Source organism: Paraburkholderia sp. RHO2 (assembly GCF_050955445.1).
Taxonomy (GTDB): Bacteria; Actinomycetota; Actinomycetes; order Mycobacteriales; family Mycobacteriaceae; genus Prescottella; species Prescottella agglutinans_A.
This window is the reverse complement of sequence record NZ_CP162617.1, coordinates 3,968,038-3,989,719: the sequence shown is the minus strand read 5'-3', so window position 1 is coordinate 3,989,719 and position 21,682 is coordinate 3,968,038. Positions and strand designations below refer to the sequence as shown.

General features: G+C 68.4%; 21 protein-coding genes and 1 riboswitch. Of the genes, 13 read left to right on the top strand and 8 right to left on the bottom strand.

Features of this window, described 5'->3' with window-relative positions; all coding sequences use genetic code 11:
- The first annotated feature begins 50 nt into the window (after positions 1–50).
- Positions 51–656, top strand: coding sequence for a pentapeptide repeat-containing protein (locus ABTV10_RS18620; RefSeq protein ID WP_499029249.1), 606 nt, complete (start codon positions 51–53; stop codon positions 654–656).
- 9 nt (positions 657–665) lie between these two features.
- Here the strand turns inward: ABTV10_RS18620 and ABTV10_RS18615 are convergent, their stop codons facing one another.
- Positions 666–1,172: a GNAT family N-acetyltransferase gene (locus tag ABTV10_RS18615; protein WP_499029247.1), complete on the bottom strand. Its 507-nt coding sequence runs from the start codon at positions 1,170–1,172 to the stop codon at positions 666–668.
- 31 nt (positions 1,173–1,203) lie between these two features.
- On the opposite strand from ABTV10_RS18615, the gene ABTV10_RS18610 reads away from it, so the two are divergent.
- The gene (locus tag ABTV10_RS18610) at positions 1,204–2,064 is read left to right on the top strand and encodes a bifunctional methylenetetrahydrofolate dehydrogenase/methenyltetrahydrofolate cyclohydrolase (RefSeq protein WP_499029245.1); all 861 of its coding nucleotides are present in this window, start codon (positions 1,204–1,206) and stop codon (positions 2,062–2,064) included.
- Between the two features lie 9 nt (positions 2,065–2,073).
- Entirely contained in the window at positions 2,074–2,349 is a 276-nt protein-coding gene (locus tag ABTV10_RS18605; RefSeq protein ID WP_499029243.1) for a DUF3017 domain-containing protein, read from the top strand.
- Between the two features lie 27 nt (positions 2,350–2,376).
- On the opposite strand, the gene metX is transcribed toward ABTV10_RS18605, so the two are convergent.
- Together metX and ABTV10_RS18595 are read right to left on the bottom strand one after the other, a co-directional pair.
- Positions 2,377–3,522, bottom strand: coding sequence for a homoserine O-acetyltransferase MetX (metX, locus tag ABTV10_RS18600; RefSeq protein WP_499029241.1), 1,146 nt, complete (start codon positions 3,520–3,522; stop codon positions 2,377–2,379).
- On the bottom strand, positions 3,519–4,820 hold the full coding sequence (locus ABTV10_RS18595) for a bifunctional o-acetylhomoserine/o-acetylserine sulfhydrylase (protein ID WP_433606332.1): 1,302 nt from the start codon (positions 4,818–4,820) through the stop codon (positions 3,519–3,521). Before ABTV10_RS18595 ends, metX begins: the two co-directional genes overlap by 4 nt.
- A gap of 148 nt (positions 4,821–4,968) precedes the next feature.
- A riboswitch (SAM riboswitch) is annotated at positions 4,969–5,084 on the bottom strand.
- 209 nt (positions 5,085–5,293) lie between these two features.
- Between ABTV10_RS18595 and ABTV10_RS18590 the strand changes: the two genes are divergently transcribed.
- The 9 genes from ABTV10_RS18590 (at position 5,294) to yhjD (ending at position 15,020) form a co-directional block, all read left to right on the top strand.
- Positions 5,294–6,688 (top strand): amino acid permease, encoded by a 1,395-nt coding sequence (locus ABTV10_RS18590; protein ID WP_499035218.1) that lies wholly within the window; start codon positions 5,294–5,296, stop codon positions 6,686–6,688.
- A gap of 63 nt (positions 6,689–6,751) precedes the next feature.
- Positions 6,752–8,335 (top strand): histidine ammonia-lyase, encoded by a 1,584-nt coding sequence (gene hutH / locus ABTV10_RS18585; RefSeq protein ID WP_499029239.1) that lies wholly within the window; start codon positions 6,752–6,754, stop codon positions 8,333–8,335.
- Between the two features lie 272 nt (positions 8,336–8,607).
- Positions 8,608–9,825: an NADP-dependent isocitrate dehydrogenase gene (locus ABTV10_RS18580; RefSeq protein WP_499029236.1), complete on the top strand. Its 1,218-nt coding sequence runs from the start codon at positions 8,608–8,610 to the stop codon at positions 9,823–9,825.
- 112 nt (positions 9,826–9,937) lie between these two features.
- The gene (locus tag ABTV10_RS18575; RefSeq protein ID WP_499029234.1) at positions 9,938–11,137 is read left to right on the top strand and encodes an MFS transporter; all 1,200 of its coding nucleotides are present in this window, start codon (positions 9,938–9,940) and stop codon (positions 11,135–11,137) included.
- A 42-nt stretch (positions 11,138–11,179) separates the two neighbouring features.
- The gene (locus ABTV10_RS18570; RefSeq protein WP_499029232.1) at positions 11,180–11,983 is read left to right on the top strand and encodes an exodeoxyribonuclease III; all 804 of its coding nucleotides are present in this window, start codon (positions 11,180–11,182) and stop codon (positions 11,981–11,983) included.
- Positions 11,983–12,489 carry a guanyl-specific ribonuclease gene (locus ABTV10_RS18565; RefSeq protein ID WP_499029231.1) on the top strand — a complete coding sequence of 169 codons (507 nt, stop codon included), beginning with the start codon at positions 11,983–11,985 and terminating at the stop codon, positions 12,487–12,489. The genes ABTV10_RS18570 and ABTV10_RS18565 overlap by 1 nt, the downstream gene beginning before the upstream one ends.
- The gene (locus ABTV10_RS18560; protein ID WP_499029229.1) at positions 12,489–12,929 is read left to right on the top strand and encodes a barstar family protein; all 441 of its coding nucleotides are present in this window, start codon (positions 12,489–12,491) and stop codon (positions 12,927–12,929) included. The genes ABTV10_RS18565 and ABTV10_RS18560 overlap by 1 nt, the downstream gene beginning before the upstream one ends.
- 14 nt (positions 12,930–12,943) lie before the next feature.
- Entirely contained in the window at positions 12,944–13,987 is a 1,044-nt protein-coding gene (trpS, locus tag ABTV10_RS18555; RefSeq protein WP_499029227.1) for a tryptophan--tRNA ligase, read from the top strand.
- 7 nt (positions 13,988–13,994) lie between these two features.
- The gene (gene yhjD / locus ABTV10_RS18550; RefSeq protein ID WP_499029225.1) at positions 13,995–15,020 is read left to right on the top strand and encodes an inner membrane protein YhjD; all 1,026 of its coding nucleotides are present in this window, start codon (positions 13,995–13,997) and stop codon (positions 15,018–15,020) included.
- Between the two features lie 18 nt (positions 15,021–15,038).
- On the opposite strand, the gene ABTV10_RS18545 is transcribed toward yhjD, so the two are convergent.
- The 5 genes from ABTV10_RS18545 to sdhC all read right to left on the bottom strand — a co-directional run bounded on the left by ABTV10_RS18545 (position 15,039) and on the right by sdhC (position 19,952).
- Complete coding sequence (locus ABTV10_RS18545) at positions 15,039–16,379, bottom strand: D-alanyl-D-alanine carboxypeptidase family protein (RefSeq protein ID WP_499029223.1); 1,341 nt, start codon at positions 16,377–16,379, stop codon at positions 15,039–15,041.
- A 180-nt stretch (positions 16,380–16,559) separates the two neighbouring features.
- Positions 16,560–17,336 (bottom strand): succinate dehydrogenase iron-sulfur subunit, encoded by a 777-nt coding sequence (locus ABTV10_RS18540; RefSeq protein ID WP_127914580.1) that lies wholly within the window; start codon positions 17,334–17,336, stop codon positions 16,560–16,562.
- The gene (gene sdhA, locus ABTV10_RS18535) at positions 17,336–19,087 is read right to left on the bottom strand and encodes a succinate dehydrogenase flavoprotein subunit (RefSeq protein ID WP_499029221.1); all 1,752 of its coding nucleotides are present in this window, start codon (positions 19,085–19,087) and stop codon (positions 17,336–17,338) included. The genes ABTV10_RS18540 and sdhA overlap by 1 nt, the downstream gene beginning before the upstream one ends.
- Positions 19,088–19,102: 15 nt before the next feature.
- The gene (locus ABTV10_RS18530) at positions 19,103–19,546 is read right to left on the bottom strand and encodes a succinate dehydrogenase hydrophobic membrane anchor subunit (RefSeq protein WP_499029218.1); all 444 of its coding nucleotides are present in this window, start codon (positions 19,544–19,546) and stop codon (positions 19,103–19,105) included.
- 1 nt (position 19,547) lies between these two features.
- Positions 19,548–19,952 carry a succinate dehydrogenase, cytochrome b556 subunit gene (sdhC, locus tag ABTV10_RS18525; RefSeq protein ID WP_127914577.1) on the bottom strand — a complete coding sequence of 135 codons (405 nt, stop codon included), beginning with the start codon at positions 19,950–19,952 and terminating at the stop codon, positions 19,548–19,550.
- Between the two features lie 640 nt (positions 19,953–20,592).
- Between sdhC and ABTV10_RS18520 the strand changes: the two genes are divergently transcribed.
- On the top strand, positions 20,593–21,681 hold the full coding sequence (locus tag ABTV10_RS18520) for an adenosine deaminase (RefSeq protein WP_499029216.1): 1,089 nt from the start codon (positions 20,593–20,595) through the stop codon (positions 21,679–21,681).
- Position 21,682 lies beyond the last annotated feature (1 nt).

Below are 21,682 nucleotides of genomic sequence, written 5' to 3'. Positions count from 1 at the left end.
CGGCGCCGCATCGGTCGTAATTGTCGGTGTTCGGGGGCAGCATGGGTCACATGGCCGAACTCGTCGAGATCGTCGGAGAAGACTTCTCCGACGCGCGCCTGCCGCAGCAGACCTGGAGCCGGCAGCACTACACGCGGTGCTCGTTCCGGGACGCCGACTTGAGCGAGCTCCGGACCGAGTTCTCCGTGTTCACCGAATGCGACTTCACCGGCACGGATCTCACCGACTCGCACCACTTCTCGAGCGCGTTCCGGTCGTGCACGTTCACCCGGACCACCCTGTGGCACAGCAGTTTCCGCGCATCGAGCCTGCTGGGATCGGTGTTCGTCGACTGTCAGCTGCGGCCGCTGCTGGTCGACGAGGTGGACTTCACCCTGGTGTCGATGGGCGGTGCCGATCTCCGCGGCATCGACTTCACCGACTCCGGGTTCCGGGAGGCCAACCTCGTGCAGGCCGACATGCGCGGCGCCGTCCTGCGGTCGGTCGACATGCTCGGCGCCCGGGTCGAGGGGCTCCGGCTGGAGGGGGCCGACCTGCGGGGCGCCCACCTCGATCCCGGCCTGTGGACCGCTGCGAAACTCGGCGGCACCCAGGTGGAGCTCACCCAGGCGGTGGCGTACGCGACCGCGATGGGTCTCGTCGTCGAACCGTGGTGACCCGTCGGGTCACCGAACCAGTTCGCGGGCCAGCAGATCCATCAGCAGCCCGTCCCGCCACGCCCCGTCGGCGCCCCGGCTGTACTCGCGCATGATGCCGACGTCGCGGAAGCCCACCTTCCGGTAGCAGGCGATCGCGGCAGCATTCGACGCCTCGGGGTCGATGACGATGCGGTGGAAGCCGCGCTCGTCCACGAGGTGGGCGCACATCACCCGGACCACCTCGGTGCCCAGCCCCCGGCCGTGGACGGACGGGTCGAGGAACAGGTCGAGCCCCGCGTGCCGGAAGTCGGGGTCCGACTCCTGGTACCACTGGGCGAATCCCACGACGCGGTCGTCCTCCAGCACCGCATACGCAACGGTGTCCGGTTCGGGGACCGGCCAGTCGTCACCCGGTTCCTTCCACCAGCGAGCGACTCCGGGGAGCCGATGAATCTCGCGCAGCCGCTCGCGATGCGCGGGTCGGACGGAAGTCAACAGGACGCGTGGACCGCGTAGATCCGGAGCCGGTGTCACGCAGCGACCCTAGCCTGGAACAATGGTCGCCGTGACTGCAACGATCCTGGATGGCAAAGCAACCCGCGACGAGATTTTCGAGGACCTCGAGACCAGGGTGGCAGCCCTGAAGGAGAAGGGCATCACGCCCGGTCTGGGCACCATCCTCGTCGGCGACGACCCCGGTTCGGCCGCCTACGTGCGTGGCAAGCACAACGACTGCGCCAAGGTCGGGATCACCTCGATCCGCCGCGACCTGCCCGCCGACATCACGCAGGAAGAGCTCGAGGCCACGATCGACGAGCTCAACGCCAACCCCGAGTGCACCGGCTACATCGTGCAGCTCCCGCTGCCCAAGCACCTCGACGAGAACGCTGCGCTCGAGCGGATCGACCCCGACAAGGACGCCGACGGCCTGCACCCGGTGAACCTGGGCCGCCTCGTCCTCGGCAAGGAAGCGCCGCTGCCGTGCACCCCGCGCGGCATCGTCCACCTGCTGCGCCGCTACGAGGTTCCGATCGCGGGCGCGCACGTCGCCGTCGTCGGCCGAGGTGTCACCGTCGGTCGCCCGATCGGCCTGCTGCTGACCCGCCGCACCGAGAATGCGACGGTCACGCTGTGCCACACCGGAACCCGTGACCTGGCCGCGCAGGTGCGCCAGGCCGACATCGTGATCGCCGCCGCCGGCGTGCCGGGATTGATCACCGCAGACATGGTCAAGCCGGGTGCCGCGGTGCTCGACGTGGGCGTCAGCCGCACCGAGGCCGGGCTCCGGGGTGACGTCGCCGACGACGTCCGCGAGGTCGCCGGATTCATCTCGCCGAACCCGGGTGGCGTCGGACCGCTCACCCGTGCCTTCCTGCTCACCAACGTCGTCGAGCGGGCCGAGCAGCTCGCCGGTGCGCGTGGCTAGACTGCGCCCGTGACGCAGTTCGTACGCCGAAACCTGCCGATGCTGGCCGTCCTCGTTGTGGTGGCGGCCGCATTCGTCCTGGTTCTGGCCGACCGTTGGCGGCGTGGTGCCCTCGTTCTCGGGGGCGCCATGCTGCTCGCGGCGGTGCTGCGCGCCGTGGTGTCCCCCGATCAGGTGGGACTGCTCGCCGTGCGCGGCAAGGGATTCGACGTCGCGGCCATGACCGTCGTCGGCGCTGCGATCATCGCGTTGGCGGCATCGATCGATCCGCTGGGCACCGACTGATCCGCGCCGGGCCCAGCGCGACGACAACTAGGGGCGACGGGTGGCGCGCGCCAGCTCCATCGTCTCCTTCAACATCTCGGCCACCGCGTCCGCCTCGGTGAGGAAACCGTCGTGGCCGTCCTTCGACTCGAGCACGCGCAACCGGTCGCAGCCGGGCAGGCCGTCCGCGAGTTCCTGCTGCAACCGCAGCGGGTACAGCCGATCCGAGTCGACACCGCCGACGATCACCGGGACGTTCGTCGACGCGAGGGCCGCCGCGACGCCGCCGCGGCCGCGGCCCACGTCGTGCCGGTTCATCGCCTCGGTCAGGAGCACGTACGTGCTCGGGTCGAACCGGGCAACCAGCTTGTCGGCCTGATGGTCGAGGTAGCTCTGGACCGCGTAACGGCCGCCGGCCCAAGGGTTCTCGCCGTCCTGGTTGTCGTTGGCGAAGCGCGAGTCCAGTTCGTTCTCGGTGCGGTACGTCAGGTGCGCGATCCGGCGGGCGAGCCCCAGCCCGCCCCGCGGGACGCGTCCGGTGCCGTGGTAGTCGCCGCCCTGCCAGTCGGGGTCGCTCTTGATGATCTGGATCTGCGTGGTCTGGGTGCCGATCTGGTCGGCCGTGGCCCGGGCGCCGGTCGCGAGGATCAGCGCCGCGTCGACCCGGTCGGGATGCCCGACGATCCACTCGAGTGTCCGCATTCCGCCCATCGACCCGCCGATGACGGCCGCGAGGCGCTCGACGCCAAGCAGGTCCGCGAGCGCGACCTCGGCGGTCACCTGGTCGCGGATCGAGATCTCCGGGAATCGCGATCCCCAGGGTGCACCGTCGGCCGCGAGCGAGCCCGGGCCCGTGGTGCCGCGGCAGCCGCCGAGCACGTTCACGGCGAGCACGCACCACTCGTCGGTGTCGATCGGGGCGCCGGGGCCGACCATGCCGTCCCACCACCCGGGCGACGGATGCTCCTCGTCGGCCGGGCCGGTCACGTGCGAGTCGCCGGTGAGGGCGTGCTCGACGAGAACCACGTTGTCCAGGTTGGGGGAGAGCTCTCCCCACCGCTGGACAGCGAGGGTGACGTCGGGAACCACCGCGCCGCTCTCGAGCTCGATCGAGCCGAGGTGGACAAAGCCCAACTGCCCGTCCGGCGGGGGGAATCCCGCTGGACGGGCGTTGCGAACCGAACTGACGGTCAAGACGCCGCCGCCGCAAACCCGGCTTCGAGGTCGGCGATGATGTCGTCGATGCCCTCGATACCGACGGCGAGGCGCACCAGACCGGGCGTGACACCCGACGCGAGCTGCTCCTCGGGGGTCAGCTGCGAGTGCGTGGTCGAGGCCGGGTGGATCACCAGCGAGCGCACGTCACCGATGTTGGCGACGTGGCTGTGCAGCGTCAGCGCGTTGACGAACTTCTTGCCCGCGTCGACGCCGCCGGCCAGCTCGAACGCGACGATCGCACCCGTGCCGCGCGGTGCCAGCGTCTTGCCGCGCTCGTGCCACGGCGAGGACTCCAGGCCCGCGTACGCCACGGACTTCACGTCGGGGCGAGCCTCGAGGTACTCGGCGACGGCCTTCGCGTTGGCGACGTGGCGCTCCATGCGCAGGCTCAGCGTCTCGATGCCCTGTGAGATGAGGAACGCGTTGAACGGCGAGATCGCGGCACCGAGGTCGCGCAGCAGCTGCACGCGGGCCTTCAGCGCGAACGCCGGGGCGCCGAGGTCGGCGTACACGACACCGTGGTAGCTCGGATCGGCCGTCGTGAAGTTGGTGTGGCGGCCCTGCGTCCAGTCGAACTTGCCGCCGTCGACGATCACGCCGGCGACCGCGGTGCCGTGGCCACCGAGGTACTTGGTGGCCGAGTGGACGACGATGTCGGCGCCGTGCTCGAGCGGGCGGATCAGGTAAGGCGTCGCGACGGTGTTGTCGACGATTAGCGGGATGCCGTTCTCGTGCGCGACCTTCGAGATGCCCGGGATGTCGAGCACGTCGTTGCGCGGGTTCGAGATCGACTCGCCGTAGAACGCCTTGGTGTTCGGGCGGACCGCGGCACGCCACTGCTCGATGTCGTCGGGATCCTCGACGAACGAGACCTCGATGCCCAGCTTGCGCAGCGAGTAGTGGAACAGGTTGTACGTGCCGCCGTACAGGCGCGGGCTCGACACGATGTGGTCGCCGGCCTCGGCGAGGTTGAGGATCGCGAACGTCTCGGCGGCCTGGCCGGACGCGAGCAGCAGCGCGGCGACGCCACCCTCGAGCGCGGCGATCCGCTGCTCGACGGCGTCCTGCGTCGGGTTCATGATGCGGGTGTAGATGTTGCCCGGCTCGGCCAGGCCGAACAGCGCGGCCGCATGATCGGTGCTGTTGAACGTGTACGACGTGGTCTGGTAGATCGGCAGCGCACGCGCGTTGGTGGTGCCGTCGGGCAGCTGACCAGCGTGGATCTGCTTGGTCTCGAAGCTCCAGATGGCCGAGGGATCCGTGATTTCGGTCATGAGTCGTTCTACTCCAGGTTCGGGAGGTGAAGTCTGCAGATGGGGTCGGCGCAGCATCGTCTGCGCGCCTGGAAACCGGCTACTCGGGACAACAACACATGATGAACCTCCGGTGGGGCATGGCCCGGTCAGTGGGTCCGTCCCAGCGGACCCGCGCTTGTTTCCCGACTTGCGTCGGCAAACCTGGTCATCACCCGGGGCACCCCACCGCGGTTGGAGGGTTGCCGGCCAGCGAGCCGGGGCTTGGCGCTGGCGCTCATGACCTGCCGCCGATAGTAGCGGTATCGACCGCACGGTTGGAAGGAGGGCGGGCAAGTGCGTCGAAACGAGTGTGGCGAACTCCACTTGACTTAGATGTATATACAGGACTATACATGTCCGGCAGGTTGTGACGCAGGACACAAAAGTCGCACAAAACTCGGGTGTCGATCCCGGGCTGCGCCAGCCGACAACCCCACCTTCCAGGGAGTTCGATTGTGAAAGATACCGCCGCGGCGCTGACCCGAGGTCTCACGGCCCGCCACATCCGCTTCATCGCCCTCGGTTCCGCCATAGGCACCGGCCTCTTCTACGGCTCCGCCGAGGTGATACAAAAGGCGGGGCCATCCGTCCTGCTGGCGTACCTCATCGGTGGCGCGGTGATCTACATCGTGCTCCGTGCGCTCGGCGAGATGGCGGTGAGCAACCCGGTGTCGGGTTCGTTCGGCGAGTACGCGAGCAAGCACCTCGGTCCGCTCGCGGGATTCGCCACCGGCTGGACCTACACGTTCGAGATGATCGTGGTCTGTCTGGCCGACGTCACAGCCTTCGGTGTCTACATGGGCTTCTGGTTTCCGGATGTGCCACGGTGGATCTGGGTGCTGGCGATCATCTTCTTCATCGGCGCGATCAACATGCTCAGCGTGAAGGTCTTCGGTGAGGTGGAGTTCTGGTTCACGATCGTCAAGATCGTGGCGATCGTGGCGATGATCGCCGGTGGTATCGCGGTCCTGGTGTTCGGCTTCGGTCTCCACGACACCAGCGAGGGCGTGTCGAACCTGTGGAACGAGGGGGGATTCTTCGCGACCGGGATCGGCGGATTCCTCGGGTGCTTCGCGATCGTGATGTTCGCGTTCGGTGGTACGGAGATCATCGGCATCACGGCCGGGGAGGCCGAGGACCCGGAGCGCACCATTCCCCGAGCGATCAACACGGTGCCGATCCGGATCATCGTCTTCTATGTCCTCACGCTGGCCGTGATCATGGCGATCACCCCGTGGCAGAGCATCGGGGCAGAGGGCAGCCCCTTCGTGCAGATCTTCCAGGGGCTCGGCATCGGTCCGGCCGCTACCGTCCTCAACGTCGTGGTGATCACTGCCGCGCTGTCCGCGATCAACAGTGACATCTTCGGCGCCGGTCGCATGATGTACGGGATGGCCCAGCGTGGCCAGGCCCCGGCGGTGATGCGTCGGGTCTCCCGCAACGGAGTCCCGTGGATGACGGTCGTCGTCATGGTCGTCGCGCTCCTGGTCGGGGTGCTCCTCAACTACGCGATGCCGGACCGGGTCTTCCTCGTCATCGCCTCGATCGCGACCTTCGCGACGATCTTCGTCTGGCTGATGATCCTGCTGGCCCAGTACCGCTCGCGGAAGAAGATGAGCGCGGAAGAGGCGGCCGCCCTGAAGTTCCCGGTGCCGTTCTGGCCGTACGGGCAGCTGATCGCGATCGGGTTCCTCGTCTTTGTCATCGCGCTACTCGCGTTCGACGCCGACAGCCGGGTGGCGCTCGTCGTGGGCGCGGTGTGGCTGGTGCTGCTCGCCCTGGCCTACCGCCGCTGGGTCGAGCCGGAGCGCGCACCCGAGGAAGAGATCGTCGTCGATCCCGTCTGACGCCGCCGACGACCTCGAGCAAGACACCTTCTTACTTTTCACTGTCGAAACGGAGTACAAGCAATGAGCACGAACACCCTCCCGCGCACGGACCGGGCAGCGGGCGAGATCGCACCGGTGGTTGTCGGTGTCGGTGCGGTGACACCGGAGGAAGTGGTGCGCGTCGCACGATTCGGCGCGGCGGTGCAGTTGTCCGAGGACGCGCTGTCGGCGATCGGTGAGAGCCGGGCCCGCATCCGGGCACTCGCCGAGGATCCGAAGCCTGTCTACGGAGTGTCCACCGGCTTCGGTGCGCTGGCCACCCGGCACATCCCGCTGGAGTTGCGGGCCCAGTTGCAGCGCAGCCTGATCCGCTCGCACGCCGCCGGATCCGGTCCGGAGGTAGAGCGCGAGGTGGTTCGAGCGCTGATGCTGCTGCGCCTGTCCACGCTCGCGACCGGCCGCACCGGGGTTCGCCCGGAGGTGGCGCAGGTCTACGCGGCGCTGCTGTCGTCCGGGATCACCCCGGTAGTCCACGAGTACGGCAGCCTGGGCTGCTCCGGCGACCTCGCGCCGCTGGCACACGTGGCGCTCGCCGTCATCGGCGAGGGCACCGTGCGGAACACAGACGGTGAGCTGATGCCCGCGGCCGAGGCGCTGGCCGCGGCCGGGATCGAGCCGGTCGAGCTCGAGGAGAAGGAGGGCCTCGCCCTCATCAACGGCACCGACGGCATGCTGGGCCAGCTGGTTCTCGCCTGCCACGACCTGCACCGGCTGCTGTCGCTCGCCGACATCACCGCGGCGATGAGCGTCGAGGGGCTGATGGGCACGGACAAGGTGTTCGCCGCCGACCTCCAGGCGCTGCGGCCGCAGCCCGGGCAGGCGGTGGCGGCCGCGAACATGACCCGGCTCCTCGCCGGCTCCGAGATCGTCGCCAGCCATGCCACTCCCGACTGCACGGTCGTCCAGGACGCCTACTCGCTGCGCTGCGCACCGCAGGTGGCCGGCGGCGCGCGCGACACCCTCGCCCACGCCGAGCGGGTCGCGTCGTACGAGTTGGCGAGCGCGGTCGACAACCCGGTCGTCACCCTCGACGGTCGCGTGGAGTCGAACGGCAACTTCCACGGCGCGCCCGTGGCGTACGTGCTGGACTTCCTGGCAATCGTCGTCGCCGACGTGGCGAGCATGAGCGAGCGCCGGACGGACCGGTTCCTGGACAAGGCACGCAACCACGGATTGCCGCCGTTCCTGGCCGACGATCCGGGCGTCGACAGCGGGCACATGATCGCCCAGTACACGCAGGCGGCGATCGTCTCCGAGCTCAAGCGCCTGGCGGCCCCGTCGAGCGTCGATTCGATTCCTTCGTCGGCGATGCAGGAGGACCACGTGTCGATGGGCTGGTCGGCGGCGCGCAAGCTGCGTCGTGCGATCGACGGACTCACCCGGGTGCTGGCCATCGAGGCCCTCACCGCGGCGCGCGGCCTGGACCTGCGGGCGCCCCTGCAGCCGTCCCCGGCGACCGGTGCGGTGCGCGACACCCTCCGCGAGCACGTCGAGGGGCCCGGCACGGACCGCTACCTGGCCCCGGAGATCGAGGCGGCGGTGCAGCTGGCCGCGTCCGGCGCGCTGCTCGGCAGCGCCGAGGCCGTCGTCGGCGAGCTCGGCTGATCCGAGTGACGGAGGGTCGCCGCGTGGTCGCGGCGACCCTCCGCGGAAGTCTGGTTACCGGACGGTAGGGTGTGCGGATTTCGGCCCAGTGGTTGCCTTCCGTGCGGATAGCAGTACGCTCGTCATGTTTGGGTCGGCCCTGACGCGGGCGATCCGGACCGGATACGTTTGATAACTGAACCGTTGGCGGGCGCACTCACAAAGTGGTCCGCGCGCACCCGATACCCAGGGAACGGAACCAGGGAAACTTCCTAGGAGGACGCGAAGCCCCCATGTCCAAGATCAAGGTCGAAGGCAAGGTCGTCGAACTCGACGGCGACGAGATGACCCGCATCATCTGGCAGTTCATCAAAGACAAGCTGATCCATCCCTACCTGGATGTCGATCTCGAGTACTACGACCTGGGGATCGAGCATCGCGATGCCACCGACGACCAGGTCACCATCGACGCTGCGGAAGCGATCAAGAAGCACGGCGTCGGCGTCAAGTGCGCCACGATCACCCCGGACGAGGCTCGGGTCGAGGAATTCGGCCTGAAGAAGATGTGGCGTTCCCCGAACGGCACCATCCGTAACATCCTGGGCGGCACCATCTTCCGCGCGCCGATCCTGATCTCGAACGTTCCGCGCCTGGTCCCCGGCTGGACCAAGCCGGTCATCGTCGGCCGTCACGCGTTCGGTGACCAGTACCGCGCCACCGACTTCAAGGCTCCCGGCGCCGGCACCGTCACCATCACCTACACCCCGGACGACGGCTCCGAGCCGATCCAGCACGAGGTGTGCCGCCTGCCCGAGGACGGCGGCGTGGTCATGGGTATGTACAACTACAAGAAGTCCATCCAGGACTTCGCGCGGGCCTCGCTGTCCTACGGCCTGCAGCAGAACTACCCGGTCTACCTCTCCACGAAGAACACGATCCTGAAGGCCTACGACGGCATGTTCAAGGACGAGTTCCAGCGGATCTACGAGGAGGAGTTCAAGGCCGAGTTCGACGCGGCGGGCCTGCACTACGAGCACCGCCTGATCGACGACATGGTCGCCTCGTCCCTCAAGTGGGAGGGTGGCTACGTCTGGGCCTGCAAGAACTACGACGGTGACGTCCAGTCCGACACCGTTGCGCAGGGCTACGGCTCGCTGGGCCTGATGACCTCCGTGCTGATGACCCCGGACGGCCGCACGGTCGAGGCCGAGGCCGCGCACGGCACCGTCACGCGCCACTACCGTCAGCACCAGCAGGGCAAGCCGACCTCGACGAACCCGATCGCGTCGATCTTCGCCTGGACCCGGGGCCTCGAGCACCGCGGCAAGCTGGACAACAACCCGGAGCTGATCGAGTTCGCGCAGCAGCTCGAGGACGTCGTCATCAAGACCGTCGAGAACGGTCAGATGACCAAGGACCTCGCACTGCTGGTGGGTCCGGACCAGGCCTGGCAGACCACCGAGGAGTTCCTCGCGACCCTCGACGAGAACCTGCAGAAGGCGCGCGCGTAATCGCGTAACCCCTCCGCCGAAACGGGACGTTCCCCTCGTGGGAACGTCCCGTTTCCATTCTGCCGATAACGTCGTTCGTCAGCTGTTCCTCCTGTTCGGAAGGTCTCGTTTCTTGACCACCTCGGCGACCGCACCTGCGTCCTCGAGCACACTTCTCTCGCCAGCCGGGCGGCGCCGGGCGATGCTCGCGCTCGCCATGGGCGGCTTCGGCATCGGCACCACCGAGTTCGTGGCGATGGGGCTGCTGCCCCAGATCGCGGGCGGGCTGGGTGTCTCCGAGCCGACGGCCGGGCACGTCATCACGGCGTACGCACTGGGCGTGGTGGTGGGGGCGCCGGTGATCGCGGCCCTGACGGCCCGGATGCCCCGCAAGACGCTGCTGATCGCGCTCATGGTCGCCTTCACCGTGGGTAACGCGGCCACGATCGTGGCGCCGAACTACGGCGGGCTGATCGTGGCGCGCTTCGTGGCTGGGCTGCCGCACGGCGCCTACTTCGGTGTCGCGTCTCTCGTCGCCGCATACCTCGCCGGGCCCGGACACCGCGCCAAGGCCGTGGCGACGGTCATGAGCGGCCTCGCGGTCGCCAACGTCGTCGGCGTGCCCGCCGCCACCTGGATCGGACAGGGCCTGGGCTGGCGCAGCGCGTTCGCGCTGGTCGCCCTGATCGGTGCCCTCACAGTTGCGGCGATCTCGGCGTGGGTGCCCCCGCTGCAGGGTGTCCGCACCACCGATCCGCGGACCGAGCTCGCGGCGCTGCGGCGCGGGCAGGTGTGGCTCACGCTGGTGGTCGCCACCGTGGGATTCGGCGGGATGTTCGCCGTCTACACGTACATCGGCTGGACGATGACGGACGTCGCCGGACTGCCGGTCGGGCTGGTACCACTGGCACTGATGGTCTACGGACTCGGCATGGTGGTGGGCAACGTAGTCGGTGGCCGTCTCGCGGACCGGGCGCTGACCCGGGGACTGTTCGCGATGCTCGGTGCCCTCGTGGCGCTCCTCGCGCTCTTCGCCGTCGCCGCGCACAACCCCTACACCGCGATGATCGTGCTGTTCTTCGTCGCCGCGGCCGGCTCGGCCCTCGTGCCGGGCCTGCAGACCCGGCTCATGGACGTCGCCGCCGACGCGCAGACCCTCGCCGCCGCCCTCAACCACTCCGCGCTCAACATCGCGAACGCGTTCGGCGCGTGGATCGGCGGCGTCGTGATCGCGGCCGGTTTCGGCTACACCGCGCCGGCCCTCGTGGGGGCGGGCCTGGCCGCGGCGGGCCTGGCGGTGCTCGCCGTCGCGGTGGTGACGGCCCGGCGCTGACGGGCGGGCGGGAGCGTCACCGGTCTCGGCTACGGTTCTGTCGTGCCCCACATCATCACCACGGTCAATGTCAACGGTGTCCGCGCGGCGGCCCGCAAGGGTCTGCTCGAGTGGCTCACGGGATCGCAGGCGGACGTCGTGTGCCTGCAGGAGACGCGCGCGTCGGACGAGCAGCTACGCGATACCCTCGCGCCCGCTCTCGACGCCGGCTGGCACGTGGCCTCGGCGGAGCCGTCCGCGAAGGGCCGCAACGGCGTGGCCGTGCTGTCGCGCCGCCCCGCGGACGCTGTGCGCATCGGGTTCGGCGACGACGAGTTCGCCGACGCCGGGCGCTACATCGAGGCCGACTTCGACGCGCTGACCGTCGGCAGCCTCTACCTGCCGACCGGTGAGGCCGAGACCCCCAAGCAGGAGCAGAAGGAACGGTTCATGGCGTCGTTCGCCGCGCACCTGGCGCGCAGCGCCGAAGCGGCGGCCGCGGCCGGCCGTGAGGTTCTCGTGTGCGGCGACTGGAACATCGCGCACACCGAGCGGGACATCAAGAACTGGAAGGGCAACGTCAAGAAGTCGGGCTTCCTCCCCGGCGAGCGGGCGTGGGTCGAGGAACTGCTGACCGACGGAGCGTGGGTGGACGTCGTCCGCAGGCTGCATCCCGAGGTCGACGGACCGTACTCGTGGTGGTCGTACCGCGGCAAGGCGTTCGACACCGACGCGGGCTGGCGCATCGACTACCACCTCACCACCCCGGGGCTGGCGGAGCGGGCGAAGGAGGCCCGCGTCGAGCGGGCCGCGACGTACGCCGAGCGCTGGTCGGATCACGCGCCCGTGACGGTGCAGTTCCGCTGATGGCCGCGCCCCGATCCAAGAATCCGATCATCGCGCTGCTGGTGGCCCTCGTGGGTCTCGCCGTGGCGGTGTTCGTCGGGACGCAGAGCGGCGGCGACGATGCGGCCCCCGTCGCGTCGTCCGCGTCGTCCTCCGTCTCGGCTACCGGCAGCGCTCCCGCGACGACCACCACCGCGAAGACGACCACCGCGAAGGCCTCGGCCACGACGACCGTCGCGCAGCAGGCGAGCGCCGTTCCGCAGGCTGCGTGGGCCACACTCGCCGCGATCGATGCCGGCCGGTGGCCGCCCGCCGACGCCCCCGGCACCGAGGGCGGCCGGACGTTCGGAAACCACGAGGGCCGGCTGCCCGCGACCGCTGGCGGGCAGCGCGTTCGCTACCAGGAGTGGGACGTCAACCGGAAGCAGAGCGGGCGCGGGCGCGACGCGCAGCGCATCGTCACCGGCAGCGACGGATCCGCGTGGTACACCGACGATCACTACGAGACCTTCGCGAGGATGCGCTGATGACCACGCCGACGTTCCCGCGCGGGCTGTCGCTGCTGGTTGCGGGGCCGGCTCGGGCCGCGGGCATCGAGGAGGACCTCCGCGGTGTCCGTCCGGTGCGGCACGTGCGCGGCCGGCGCATGCCGACCGTCGCGGCGCTGTTCGACGAGTTCGCGGCCGCCCTGCAATTCCCGTACTACTTCGGGCGCAACAAGGACGCGTTCGACGAGTGCTTCGGCGAGATCGGCGACACCGTCGGCGACGATGCGGTGGTACTGGTGCTGGACGCACATGTCCTGTTGGACGAACAGCCGACCCAGCTGTCCTGGTTCGCGGCGGCCGTCGGTCACACTGCGGCCGCAATCGTGTTGCAGGTGCGCCCCGGACACGAGGACACTGTCGTCGACCGTTTCGCATCCGCCGGCGTGCACCTGCCTCGCATCGCCGATCCCGGTGCGTGAAAGTATCGAGGATTATGTCGAGCACTACAGAGAATCCCACCACTCAACCGACCGCGAAGCCTCGCGTCCTGTCGGGTATCCAGCCCACCGCCGATTCGTTCCATCTCGGCAACTTCCTCGGTGCGCTGCAGCAGTGGGTGCCTCTGCAGGACGACTTCGACGCCTTCTACTTCATCCCCGACCTCCACGCCATCACGGTGCCGCAGGATCCCAAGGAGCTGCGTCAACGCACCCTGCGGGCCGTCGCGCAGCTGCTGGCCCTCGGCATCGATCCCGAGCGGTCGACGCTGTTCGTGCAGAGCCAGGTACCCGAGCACGCGGAGCTGGCGTGGGTCCTCAACTGCATCACCGGTTTCGGTGAGGCCAGCCGCATGACGCAGTTCAAGGACAAGGCCGCGCGTCAGGGCAGCGAGCACGCCAGCGTCGGCCTGTTCACCTACCCGGTGCTGATGGCCGCCGACATCCTGCTCTACCGCCCGCAGCGCGTGCCGGTGGGCGAGGACCAGCGCCAGCACCTCGAGCTGGCCCGCGACCTGGCCGGCCGGTTCAACACGCGTTTCGGTAAGACGTTCGTGGTTCCCGAGCCGCAGATCATCAAGGGCACCGCCAAGATCTACGACCTGCAGGATCCGACGTCGAAGATGAGCAAGTCGGGCCCGACGCCGGCCGGTCTGATCAACCTGCTCGACGATCCCAAGGTCTCGGCGAAGAAGATCAAGTCCGCGGTGACCGACAACGAGCGCGAGATCCGGTTCGACCCGGAGAACAAGCCCGGGGTCAGCAACCTGCTCACCATCCAGTCGGCGCTGTCCGGCAAGAGCGTCGACGACCTGGTCGCGGGCTACACGGGCAAGGGCTACGGCGACCTCAAGACCGACACCGCCGAGGTGCTCGCCGAGTTCGTCACCCCGCTGCGGGAGAAGGTCGACGGCTACCTCTCCGATCGCGCCGAACTCGACCGGATCCTCGCGGCCGGTGCCGACCGCGCCCGGGAGGTCGCCGGCCGGACATTGGGTCAGGTCTATGAGAAGGTGGGATTCCTGACCAGTAGGGGGTAATCCGTATATGGCCGACGCCGCACCCAGCTTTCTCGACAAGCAGCGTGCGGCGCGGCCGTGGCTCGATCACCTCGTCCGCGCGGGCGGCCGCTACCAGCAGCAGAAGGGCGACCACTACGCCGCGGGCATCACCTACTTCACGATCCTCGCGATCGTGCCCATCCTGATGGTGGCGTTCGCGATCGCCGGTTTCGTGCTGGCGGGCCGCCCCGACTGGATCACCGAGATCCAGGACCAGGTCAGCAAGAACATGCCCGGCGGCCTCGGCGAGACCGTCAACGGTCTCATCGATTCCGCGATCGCCTCGCGCGCCGGGATCGGTGTGCTCGGTCTGCTCGTTGCCGCCTACGCCGGGCTCGGCTGGATGGCGAACCTGCGTGACGCGCTGACCGCGATGTGGGAACACAAGCACGAGCCGCGGGGCTTCGTGGCCACCAAACTCCGCGACCTCGCCGCGTTCGTCGGCCTCGGTCTGGCGATGATCGTCACTTTCGGCCTGTCGGCGCTCAGCAACGGGCCGATCGCGCAGTGGGTCGTCGAATGGCTCGGCCTCGAGGACGTCACCGGAATCGGGGTGGCGCTGCGGATCGCCACGCTGACGGTCAGCGTGCTCGCGACCTGGGCCCTGCTCACGTGGGTGATCGCGCGGCTGCCCCGGGAGCCGGTGACGCTGCGCAGCGCCGTCCGGGCCGCCTTCGGGGCCGCGATCGTGTTCGAGATCTTCCGGCAGGTGGGCGCTATCTATCTGGGCGTCATCAGCCAGGGCCCGGCCGGTGTCGCGTTCGGCCCGATCCTCGGTCTGCTCGTGTTCAGCAACCTCACCGCGCGGCTGATCCTGTTCGCGACGGCGTGGGCCGCGACCGCGCGGGAGAACCTCGCGAACGCGTACGTGCCGCCGCCGGACTCGGCCGTCATCCGTCCGCGGGTGCAGTTGCGCGAGGGCCCGTCGGTCCGCGAGGCGCTCGCGCTCACTGGGGCGGGGGCCCTCGCCGCGATCGGCCTCGCCGGCCTGTGGCGTCGCCGCGGCGACTGAGCCTCGGTCGCGCTCGCGTCAGCGGCGTCGGCGACGGGTCAGTGCACGCGCCCAGCCGAGCAGACCCACGACCACGCCGGACCCGACGATGCCGATCGCGACACGGCCCGCGGCACTCTTGTTCGGCAGGTCCGAACCGGACGCCAGATCCATCCCGCCCGGGCCGTGCGTATCCGGTCCCGCGACCTCCACGGCGGGCTCGTCCGACGACGCGGCGGCCGGGTCCACGAGCACGCCCACCGACGTGGTGGGGGCGACGGCCCAGCCGTAGTCGAGGAGCCTGGCCACCTGCTCCCACGGGCGGATCGGCAGGACGTCGGCCGCCATGAGGGTCACCGCCAGTCGCCGGCCGTCACGTTCGGCACCGCCCACGAAAGTCTGCCGGGCGTCGTCGGTGTAACCGGTCTTGCCGCCGAGGGCTCCGGGGTAGTTGGCGAGCAGCATGTTGTCGTTGTAGATCGGGTGCGGCTCGACCGGCTTGTCCTCGGGCTTGGTCGGATCGGCCGGATGGCCCGGGAACTCCACCGACTCGGTCGAGATGAGCTGTGCGAACGTCGGATTCTGCATCGCCGCCCGGAAGAACAGCGCGAGGTCATACGCCGAGGTCGACATGCCGGGCCCGTCGAGGCCCGAGACCGACGCCGTCCGGGTGTCCAGCGCACCCAGGGAGCGGGCCTTCGCGTTCATCTTCTCCACGGTGGCCTCGTCGCCGCCGAGCTGCGTGGCGAGCGCGTGGGCGGCGTCGTTGCCCGAGCGCATCACGAGACCCTGCATCAGCTGCAGGTTGGTGTACGTGCCGCCGGCGCCGAGACCGACGGAGCTGCCCTCCATGGCGGCGTCGGCGGCGTCGGCGACATACGCCTTGTCCAGATCGAGTTCCTCGAGCGCGACCAGCGACAGCAGCACCTTGATGGTGCTGGCGGGCCGGTAGCGGCCGTGCGGGTCCTTCGCGGCGAGGATCTGACCGGAGTCGAGATCGGCGAGCACCCATCCGGTGGCGGAGATGTCGGCCGGCAGCGGCGGGGTGCCGGGGGCGGTGACGGTTCCGCAATTGCCGAGGCCCTCGCCGCCGACCGGGCTGTCGGGCACCGGCACCGGCGCCGGCGCGGCCTGACCGGGTTGCGGAACCTCCGACAGGTCGATCGCGGGCGGCGGTGAATCCCGGTGCGGACAGGCGTCGGTGTTCGGCGTGCTGAACGGGGGAGTGGTCGTGGGCGCGACGCCCACGTCGGCGGTCAGCGGCAACTGCGCTGCCATCGGGACCGCGGCCGCCGGAGCGACCCCGGCACCGAGTGCGAGTGCAGAGGCGGTGGCGGTCAGGAGGATTCGCCGCCGAGCGGACTTCGGGAGTGCAGTCATAACGTCAGTCCAGGGTAGGGAAGCAGACCCGGCGTGTCGCTGTGGGCCCGGTCACGGGTGTATTGCAACGCGCTCACGTGACCCCCTGAAACGCGTTTTGCGCACTTGCCGCTGTCCCGAACCGGTCGGGAGCAGCGCCAAGTGCGCAAAACGGAGGTGTTGCGTCAGCTTACGAAGACGTCACTTGCGGGCGAACAGCAGCGCGCGCTTGACTTCCTGGATCGCCTTCGTCACCTGGATGCCGCGGGGGCACGCGTCGGTGCAGTTGAAGGTCGTGCGGCAGCGCCACACGCCGTCCTTGTCGTTCAGGATGTCGAGACGCTCGGCGGCGCCCTCGTCACGGCTGTCGAAGATGAAGCGGTGTGCGTTCACGATCGCGGCCGGGCCGAAGTAGCTGCCGTCGCTCCAGTACACCGGGCACGACGTGGTGCAGCACGCGCACAGGATGCACTTGGTGGTGTCGTCGAACCGAGCGCGGTCCGCCTGCGACTGGATGCGCTCACGGGTCGGCTCGTTGCCGGTCGTGATGAGGAACGGCTTCACGGCGCGGAACGCGTCGAAGAAGGGCTCCATGTTGACCAGCAGATCCTTCTCGACCGGCAAGCCCTTGATGGGCTCGACGGTGATGGTGATCGGCTTGCCGTCCTTGGGCAGCATGTCGCGCATCAGGACCTTGCAGGCCAGACGGTTGACGCCGTTGATGCGCATCGCGTCCGAACCACACACGCCGTGCGCGCAGGAGCGACGGAACGTCAGCGTGCCGTCCAGGTAGCCCTTCACGTACAGCAGCAGGTTCAGCAGACGGTCGGTCGGCAGGGTGGGAACCTGGAAGCTCTCCCAGCGCTGGCCCTCGCCGTCCTCCGGATTGAACCGGGCGATCTTGAGGGTGACCATGACGGCGCCCTCGGGCACGGGCGGCAGCGCGGGTGCGTCCTTGTCCATGACAGGTGCGGACATCAGTACTTACGCTCCATCGGCTCGTAGCGGGTCTGGACAACCGGCTTGTAGTCCAGACGGATCGGGGAGATGAGCTCCGATCCCTCCTTGTACGCCATCGTGTGCTGCATGTACTCGGCGTCGTTGCGATCCGGGTAGTCCTCGCGGGCGTGGCCGCCGCGCGACTCCTTGCGGTTGAGCGCACCGACGACCGTGACCTCGGCCATCTCGAGGAGGAAGCCCAGCTCGACGGCCTCGAGCAGGTCGCTGTTGTAGCGCTTGCCCTTGTCCTGGACCGTGATGTGGTTGTAGCGCTCCTTGAGGGCGTGGATGTCCTTGAGCGCCTGCGTCAGGGTCTCCTCGGTGCGGAACACCGACGCGTTGTTGTCCATCGACTGCTGCAGCTCGGTGCGGATGTCCGCGACACGCTCGTGGCCGTGGTCGGAGAGGATGACCTCGAGCCACTTCTCGACCTTCTCGGCCGGGTTCTCGGGCAGGTCGACGAACTCGGACTTCTCGGCGTGCTCCGCGGCGGCAATGCCGGCGCGGCGCCCGAAGACGTTGATGTCGAGCAGCGAGTTGGTGCCGAGGCGGTTCGCGCCGTGCACCGAGACGCACGCGCACTCGCCGGCGGCGTACAGGCCGGGAACGTGGTCCTCGTTGTTGCGCAGCACCTCACCGTTGATCTTGGTGGGGATGCCGCCCATCACGTAGTGGCAGGTCGGGTAGACCGGGACCAGCTCGGTGACCGGGTCGACGCCCAGGTAGGTACGGGCGAACTCGGTGATGTCGGGGAGCTTCTCCTCGAGCACGTCCTCGCCGAGGTGCGTGACGTCGATGTAGACGTAGTCCTTGTTCGGACCGGCACCGCGACCCTCGAGCACCTCGAGCACCATCGAGCGGGCGACGATGTCGCGCGGCGCGAGGTCCTTGATGGTGGGGGCGTAGCGCTCCATGAAACGCTCGCCGTCGACGTTGCGGAGGATGCCACCCTCGCCTCGCACGGCCTCGGAGATGAGGATGCCCAGACCGGCCAGTCCCGTCGGATGGAACTGGTGGAACTCCATGTCCTCGAGCGGGAGGCCCTTGCGGAAGATGATGCCCATGCCGTCACCGGTGAGGGTGTGCGCGTTGGACGTCGTCTTGTACATGCGGCCCGAGCCACCCGTGGCGAACACGATCGACTTCGCGTGGAAGACGTGGAGCTCACCGGTTGCCAGCTCGTAGGCGATGACACCGGTGGCGACGGGACCCTCGGGGGTCTCGGTCAGCGCGATGTCGAGCGCGTAGAACTCGTTGAAGAACTCGACGTCGTGCTTGACGCAGTTCTGGTAGAGCGTCTGCAGGATCATGTGGCCGGTGCGGTCGGCGGCGTAGCACGCGCGGCGAACCGGTGCCTTGCCGTGATCACGGGTGTGACCACCGAAACGACGCTGGTCGATCTTGCCCTCGGGGGTGCGGTTGAAGGGGAGGCCCATCTTCTCGAGGTCCAGCACCGCGTCGATGGCTTCCTTGGCCATGATCTCGACGGCGTCCTGGTCGGCGAGGTAGTCGCCACCCTTGACGGTGTCGAAGGTGTGCCACTCCCAGTTGTCTTCCTCGACGTTGGCGAGAGCCGCGCACATACCGCCCTGGGCGGCGCCGGTGTGGCTGCGAGTGGGGTACAGCTTGGTCAGAACCGCGGTGCGGGCGCGGGGCCCGGCCTCGATGGCTGCGCGCATGCCAGCGCCACCGGCGCCGACGATGACGACGTCATAACGATGTTCCTGCATGAAGTCTCTGCTCCCCTAGCTCGCCGAGATGTTGGGGTCGAAGGTGAAGATGACGTAGGTACCCAGGCCCATGATCAGGATCATCGACACGACCAGGATCGTGTTGAGCCAGAACCGGGTGGAGTCCTTACGCGAGTAGTCCGCGATGACCGTGCGCAGGCCGTTACCGCCGTGCAGCTGGGCGAGCCAGAGCATGGTGAGGTCCCAGAACTGCCAGAACGGGCTGGACCAGCGACCCGCGACGAACGCGAAGTTGATGCGGTGCACGCCGTCGTCGAGCATCAGCATGATGAACAGGTGACCCAGGACGAGGATGATCAGCGCCAGGCCCGAGAAACGCATGAACAGCCACGCGTAGAGCTCGAAGTTGTTCTTCGCCGGCCGACGCGGCGAGCGGGGGTTGTCCAGGCTGGCGGGGCGGTCGAACGCCTTGCCGAGAGTCTTGGCTTCTGTCGTCATGTCAGTGCCCCGCAAACATGTTGTAGAAGATGCGACCGGCGCCCGGGATCATGACCACGAACCAGATCGCAATGATGATCCAGAGCATGAGGCGCTGGTACTGCGGGCCCTTCGACCAGAAGTCGACCAGCATCACGCGCAGGCCGTTGAGTGCGTGGTAGAGCACCATGGCCACGAGCGCGAGTTCCATGAGTCCGACGACCGGGTTCTTGTAGGTCTCGATGACCCGGTCGTAGGTGTCCGGGTTGACACGCACGAGTGCGGTGTCCAGGACGTGGACGAAAAGGAAGAAGAATGTTGCGACGCCGGTGATCCGGTGTAGAACCCAGGACCACATGCCGGGGTCGCCCCGGTAAAGCGACCGGGTGCGCTCCTTCGCGGGAGCGGCTTCAGTCGTGCTGCTCATCGAGTGCTGTGCCTCCAACGTCTTTGGTGGGCGCGTCGAGCCTGCACAGCTTTTCGGATATACCGCAGCTCGGGCTCGACGAGAACCTAAACCGACTTCTGTGAACTCTAAACCCAACCGAATCCGGGAACTAATTCCCTCTGTGGTTCGTACGGGACCGAAAATGCTTGTTAGGTTTGCCTTCCCATATGGCGGAGGTGGCGGCGGGGGTATCGTCTGCATCAATTCAGGACGTGCGGTCGGATCGGGACCTATGGCCCTGGCTGACTGGAAGTTGTTGCGCGACAATGTTCGTCGAGCACCGTGTCGGGCCCGCAACCTCCGCTGCGGGGGCCCGTCGAGGCTGCGGCACGCACAGATGATGGTCATATCGTGGCCGGATGCAATGTGGAAAATGTCTCATACGGTCTCGACTCGGCACGGAGTAAGTACTCGTCGGTAACTTCATTTCCGGTGGTGGTCGCCCGATCGGCGGCGCTCACCTGCTGTGACAGGAGTGACCAGAGTTCGCTGCCGGCGGCACCGCGGCGGATGCCGACCCGATGTCGAACGGGCCTGTACACCAGACCGTCGTCCGGGATTCCGACACCCGGAACCCGCGTGACACGCTTTCGACGGGTTCCGCGGCTACCGTCGACCCATGACAGCGCCGTTGGATCTCGAGTACCTCCGCCGGGCACCGAAGGTTCTGCTGCACGACCACCTCGACGGGGGACTGCGCCCGGCCACCGTCGCCGAACTGGCCGACCAGTGCGGGTACACCGGACTGCCCGTCGAGGCCCCCGACGAGCTGGCCCGGTGGTTCCGTGACGCCGCCGACAGCGGATCCCTCGAGCGGTACCTGGAGACCTTCGCGCACACCGTCGCGGTGATGCAGACGCCGGCCGGTCTGCGCCGGGTGGCGCGCGAGTGTGCCGAGGACCTCGCGGCCGACGGCGTCGTCTACGCCGAGGTGCGCTTCGCCCCCGAGCAGCACCTCGAGGCGGGGCTCGGCCTGGACGAGGTGGTCGATCACGTCCTCGAAGGGTTCCGGGAGGGCGAGGCCGCGGCGCGCGAGGCCGGACACGAGATCCGCATCGGCTGTCTGCTCACCGCGATGCGTCACGCCGCGCGCTCCCGGGAGATCGCCGAACTCGCGGTGCGCTTCCGCTACCGCGGCGTGGTCGGATTCGACATCGCCGGCGCCGAGGCCGGTTACCCGCCGAGCCGTCACCTCGACGCGTTCGAGTACATGAGGAACTGCAACGCGCATTTCACCATCCACGCCGGGGAGGCGTTCGGTCTGCCGTCGATCCACGAGGCCATCGCGTTCTGCGGTACCGACCGGCTGGGGCACGGGGTGCGCATCACCGACGACATCGTTGTCGGCCCGGACGGCGACGTCACCCTGGGGTTGCTCGCGAACTACGTGCGCGACAAGCGGATTCCGCTCGAGTTGTGCCCCAGTTCGAATGTGCAGACCGGCGCGGTCGCGAACCTCGAGGAGCATCCGTTCGATCTGCTCGCCCGGCAGCGGTTCCGCGTCACCGTCAACACCGACAACCGCCTGATGAGCGACACCACGATGAGTCGCGAGATGCTGGCGCTCGTCGAGACGTTCGGGTACGGCTGGAGCGACCTGGAACGCTTCACCATCAACGCGATGAAGTCGGCGTTCATCCCGTTCGATCAGCGGCTCGCACTGATCGACGACGTCATCAAGCCCGGCTACGCGGTCCTGATCGGTTGAC

Excerpts from the sequence above, each read along its gene's own strand:
- ABTV10_RS18565 (WP_499029231.1), top strand. The coding sequence starts at position 11,983 with ATGGCCGCGCCCCGATCCAAGAATCCGATCATCGCGCTGCTGGTGGCC.
- ABTV10_RS18530 (WP_499029218.1), bottom strand. The coding sequence starts at position 19,546 with ATGACGACAGAAGCCAAGACTCTCGGCAAGGCGTTCGACCGCCCCGCC.
- ABTV10_RS18520 (WP_499029216.1), top strand. The coding sequence starts at position 20,593 with ATGACAGCGCCGTTGGATCTCGAGTACCTCCGCCGGGCACCGAAGGTT.
- ABTV10_RS18540 (WP_127914580.1), bottom strand. The coding sequence starts at position 17,336 with ATGTCCGCACCTGTCATGGACAAGGACGCACCCGCGCTGCCGCCCGTG.
- yhjD (WP_499029225.1), top strand. The coding sequence starts at position 13,995 with ATGGCCGACGCCGCACCCAGCTTTCTCGACAAGCAGCGTGCGGCGCGG.
- ABTV10_RS18620 (WP_499029249.1), top strand. The coding sequence starts at position 51 with ATGGCCGAACTCGTCGAGATCGTCGGAGAAGACTTCTCCGACGCGCGC.
- hutH (WP_499029239.1), top strand. The coding sequence starts at position 6,752 with ATGAGCACGAACACCCTCCCGCGCACGGACCGGGCAGCGGGCGAGATC.
- ABTV10_RS18545 (WP_499029223.1), bottom strand. The coding sequence starts at position 16,379 with ATGACTGCACTCCCGAAGTCCGCTCGGCGGCGAATCCTCCTGACCGCC.
- ABTV10_RS18560 (WP_499029229.1), top strand. The coding sequence starts at position 12,489 with ATGACCACGCCGACGTTCCCGCGCGGGCTGTCGCTGCTGGTTGCGGGG.
- ABTV10_RS18595 (WP_433606332.1), bottom strand. The coding sequence starts at position 4,820 with ATGACCGAAATCACGGATCCCTCGGCCATCTGGAGCTTCGAGACCAAG.
- sdhA (WP_499029221.1), bottom strand. The coding sequence starts at position 19,087 with ATGCAGGAACATCGTTATGACGTCGTCATCGTCGGCGCCGGTGGCGCT.
- ABTV10_RS18580 (WP_499029236.1), top strand. The coding sequence starts at position 8,608 with ATGTCCAAGATCAAGGTCGAAGGCAAGGTCGTCGAACTCGACGGCGAC.
- sdhC (WP_127914577.1), bottom strand. The coding sequence starts at position 19,952 with ATGAGCAGCACGACTGAAGCCGCTCCCGCGAAGGAGCGCACCCGGTCG.
- trpS (WP_499029227.1), top strand. The coding sequence starts at position 12,944 with ATGTCGAGCACTACAGAGAATCCCACCACTCAACCGACCGCGAAGCCT.